This window comes from Gilliamella sp. X-60 (genome assembly GCF_057063585.1).
Genome location: NZ_JBXSQJ010000040.1, coordinates 1 through 4605, shown reverse-complemented (window position 1 = coordinate 4605; position 4605 = coordinate 1). Strand labels below are relative to the sequence as shown.

At 36.6% G+C, this 4605-nt stretch carries 4 protein-coding genes; all 4 read left to right on the top strand.

Annotated features, from left to right (window positions below; all coding sequences use genetic code 11):
- Nucleotides 1-1217, top strand: a 1217-nt coding sequence (locus tag ACYIAM_RS12840; protein ID WP_483748537.1) for a VENN motif pre-toxin domain-containing protein, incomplete at its 5' end; no start/stop codon positions are given.
- Complete coding sequence (locus ACYIAM_RS12835) at nucleotides 1204-1761, top strand: hypothetical protein (protein WP_483748536.1); 558 nt, start codon at nucleotides 1204-1206, stop codon at nucleotides 1759-1761. The genes ACYIAM_RS12840 and ACYIAM_RS12835, both read left to right, overlap by 14 nt.
- A gap of 529 nt (nucleotides 1762-2290) precedes the next feature.
- Nucleotides 2291-3931: a VENN motif pre-toxin domain-containing protein gene (locus ACYIAM_RS12830; RefSeq protein ID WP_483748535.1), complete on the top strand. Its 1641-nt coding sequence runs from the start codon at nucleotides 2291-2293 to the stop codon at nucleotides 3929-3931.
- On the top strand, nucleotides 3924-4328 hold the full coding sequence (locus ACYIAM_RS12825) for a DUF6911 family protein (RefSeq protein WP_483748534.1): 405 nt from the start codon (nucleotides 3924-3926) through the stop codon (nucleotides 4326-4328). Before ACYIAM_RS12830 ends, ACYIAM_RS12825 begins: the two co-directional genes overlap by 8 nt.
- Nucleotides 4329-4605 lie beyond the last annotated feature (277 nt).

Sequence of the window (4605 nt, the reverse complement as noted above, 5' to 3'; positions counted from 1 at the left end):
GGATAGCCGAGCAGATAAAACTGCACACAGGGCATATGGATAAAGACGGCACTTGGGTGAGTGATAATGAAACGGCAAGATTAGTATCGCATGCTATACTGGGTGCGGTGGTAGCCGAATTACAAGGTAACTCAGGCTTAGCAGGGGGAGCCGGTGCCGTAGGCGGCGAGCTGGCGTCAAAAGTCATCTTAGATAACCTCTATGGTGGAAAAGACATCAAAGACCTTACTGAAGCTGAAAAACAAAACATCAGCGCCTTAACCCAATTAGTGATGGGGCTATCAACTGCAGTGAGTGGCGGAGATGCTGGAGATATCAGTACTTCGATAGCTGCGAGTAAGAATGCGGTTGAGAATAATTATTTGAGTGTATCTGAAGCTAGGCGCAAAGCGTATTTAACTTGGATAAAACCAAACTATTTAGGCGAGGAATTAACGGAAGAAGAAAAAAGAGAATTAGAAAATCTCGAAAAATTGGATAAAGAACGAGATCAAATTTTACAAGATAATTGCTCATTGGGTAATATTTCAAGTGCAGCTTGTAAAGGACTTTTGCAAGAAGCTTGGGAAATGCAAAATGAATATGCTATAGAAGCTGCTAGAACTTTGAAGAATAGTGATCTTTATCCGGAAGATTCCAAGCATCTTAATGATGCTTTACGTGGTTTAGATCCTGATAATATTATTCACCTATCTTCAATAGAGGCAATTGCAAAAGAAACAGGACGAGATGTAAATGATGTCGCTCAACAGTATAAATATGTTATGGCTGCTCATGGTATTGTATCTTCTTTGGCGGGATTGTATGGTGGCGTAAAGCTTACATCTGGAATTGACACAGTCACTGTATATCGTGTTGAAGGAGCACCTAATACACGAGTCATTATTGGTAATAATGGTGAAGTGTCTATAATAGGCGATACAACTTTATATTTGAATTTTGGCGATAAAGCAAGGGCTCAAGCGTTTTTAGATAAGCGAATATCTCAAAATATGGAAGGAGCTACAATCAAGTCTTTTAAAGTATCAAAGTCCTTTTTAGAAAAGATTAGACGGCAGGCAATTAAAGAGAATATGGCTCGTGATCCAGAAAATAGGAATAAACCTATCATTGCAGATCCCACTAAAGCTAAAGATCAATATGGTATTAGATCTCATCAATTTGATGAATTGAAGAATTCTATTATTCAAGGGAGCGGTAAAGATGGTAATAAATAGTGAATATATGAGACAATTGTTATTAGAAAGGGAGCGATTTGATAATCCCCCTGATTATACAGTAAAGACAACTGGTGTAGGAATAGCAAGATTTGTTATTCATTGCAATAATGATGTAGATGAAGTGCTGAACTTAGCTAAAAGAGTATTAGTGATAGTAAACTATAATTCAGTCCCCATTTGGCCATCTTTTGAAGAATGGTTAAAAATATTGCCTGATACATTTGTTAATCATTGCGCCAAAGAATTAACTGATGAAGAAATTAAAAATCAAAAAATACTATGGGATAGTTTAACCTATGAGCAAAAGATAGAAGATGCTAAAAAAGATCAAACATGGTCTTTATCTAATTGGCTTGCGTGGCTAGAACCCGATACTAGAGAATGGTTTTGGTGGAATGCTCATAAATTTGATGGTGAAATTGAAAATACTCATTTTTTAGTTGAAGTTACTGCATTAGATGATCCTTTTCCATCAGGTGCCTTAAAATGGTTATTTAAAGCTTGTGGTGCAATTGATGTTATCTCTACAGATGATCTTTAAATTTTGTTTATTTAACATTAAAAGGTGACAGTTAACACTGTCACTAAATTCGATAATTAATTTTTTAAATTGCTAATTTTTGCTTAATATGTACTTTAGCTATTATTATTTTTATGCGCTTTTGTAATAAATAAATTCTACCTATTGTATTGTTCATGGTGTCATATATCCCTCTATTAAAAACATAAAAAATACATTAACTTACTATTTTTTACTTACAAAAAATCGGTCAGAAAAAGTATTGATTTTATTTAAGTTTTTGGGTGTTTTTTGGTGCTAGCCGTGGCGGAGCGAGCGCCCCGACGGCGTATCAAAACAGCGAAAAAGAGTCCAGCATAACGCATTCAGCGGTAGAAAATGGGCAACTCATCATCCGTAATAAAGACGACCAAAACAAGATATCAACGAACTAAGCCGAGATACCGAGCATGCGAATAACTCACTGAAACCGATATTTAACAAACAAAAAGAGCTAGACAAATTAGAATCGGTAGAGCTAGTTAAAGACATCGCTCAACAGGCAAAAGGAGTGGTAAACAAATATGACCGCCTACAGGCGCAAAAAGAGGTAGATAAAAACAAGGAAGCGTTATCGAAAAAAGAAGCGGAAAAAGCTTATAATAAGTTAAGTGCGGAAGAACAAGCACGGATTGATTTTAATAAATATTATGAAGACAATAAAGACTACTGGTATTCAGAGGCGGTAGACTGCCAATTACAAGCCAACCAAGCAACTAAAAATCTAGGCACTATGGGAGGTGATGTCAGCAAAGGTATTGACACGGCGACATCAATTATCACGGGCATTATTACTGGTGATATTACAGGAGGCCTTGCGGGGGCCAGTGCGCCATGGATAGCCGAGCAGATAAAACTGCACACAGGGCATATGGATAAAGACGGCACTTGGGTGAGTGATAATGAAACGGCAAGATTAGTATCGCATGCTATACTCGGTGCGGTGGTAGCCGAATTACAAGGCAACTCAGGCTTAGCAGGGGGAGCCGGTGCCGTAGGCGGCGAGCTGGCATCAAAAGTCATCTTAGATAACCTCTATGGTGGAAAAGACATCAAAGACCTTACTGAAGCTGAAAAACAAAACATCAGCGCCTTAACCCAATTAGTGATGGGACTATCAACTGCAGTAAGTGGCGGAGATGCGGGAGACATCAGCACCTCGATAGCTGCGAGTAAGAATGCGGTTGAGAATAATTATTTAAATGTATCAGAAGATAAAAAGAGAAAAGATGCACAGGCCCAATTAGACCTAATTGAAAAAGGAATAATGATTGTTTCGGATGACCGAAAACAAGAACTACAAGGTCAAGTCGCTGTATTAAATGCTTTGGATGAGCAACGAAATGAAATTTTAAATACGGTTTGCCAGAATTTAAGTTCATCAGAATGCAGTGCAGCCAGAGCAGATCTACAAGCAGCATACGATAGTTATTTTAAAACGATCAAACCAGAAGATTATATAGCCTATAATGATGCTTATTCTAACTATACTAAGTACTATGATGGTTATAAACAAATATTGAGCCAGATAAACAAATTAGAAGGACAAGATCTTGCAGCTTTTAATGAATATAAAGCTCAGAATTTGTCAGAAGGTTTAGGGATTAGTATTGAATCTGCTCGGAACTTGGTTAAATTTGATAATGCAATGCATTCGGCAGCAATAATTGCTTCAGCGGTTGTTGGTCAAAATAGTGTTAAATCTGCTGGAAAGGGAACGAATCAAATAAAACCTACGGTTATTGCGGAGTTAGAAGTTAATGGTAAAAAATTCATAGATACAAACCAAACAGCACGGGCAGCAGATAAAGCAAATGTAGATCACCCTACATTGATAAATGATAGAGTAACTAATAAAGAGATAAGTTCAGGTAAGCCTTATCCTAATGGAAATATGGCTACAGCCCATGCCGAAATAGGAGCGATTCAACAAGCTCACGATGCAGGTTTGGCCAAGGGGGCTGATTTGAATATCAATGTAAGTGGGAAAGATGTTTGTAGTTATTGCAAAGGTGATATAGCTGCAGCAGCTGAAGCTGCAGGAGCTAAATCAGTAACAATTAAAGCTATAGATGACAAAACAGGATTACCTAAGACATATATATGGAAGTCAGGAATGAAATCCATAAGAGAGGTGAAAAATAATGATTAAATTTGAGTTAGGTGGATATTTCTTTGAGAGAAATAGACGTATTCAGTTACCGATAGTCAAAAAACCATCAATTGATGAGTTAGATAATTATTTGAATATTTTTAAATATAATTCTGGCGTATTCATTTTAGATAATGATCAAGAAGATAATAATACTCCTTATAAAATGATTCTTTATTCAGATAACCAACATTATTTAGTAATGTTGGAGACAATATTACAGAATGGTAATCTAGAGGTTAGAACATTCTTTAATCAATGTGAATATTCTAAGATTATGCTCATATTAAACGAACCATATAATAGTTCATTAGTAATTCAAGACTTTTTTTTGGTTAAAAAAGTTTTTAGTGAGTTTTTTATTCATGGTGATGTTAGTCGAGAACTATTGAAATAGACCCTATAAATAAATTTGTGTATTTGCTGATTTTTAAACTACGTTTTTGAGTAAAAAAGAAGTAAATACAAATGGACTGTAGAAAAACACCGAGCTGTTTACACTTCAACGGGGACAGCTGCGGATATGTATGAAGAGGCAAAAGCAGTAGAGCGAGAAGTGAACCAAGAGCAGCATTCGGTAATAAGTAGTGGAGTTTCGGCGGGACGAAATATAGATATTATAGCGACAGGGAATGCGAATAAACAAGGAGGCGATATAACGCTAAAAGGGAGTG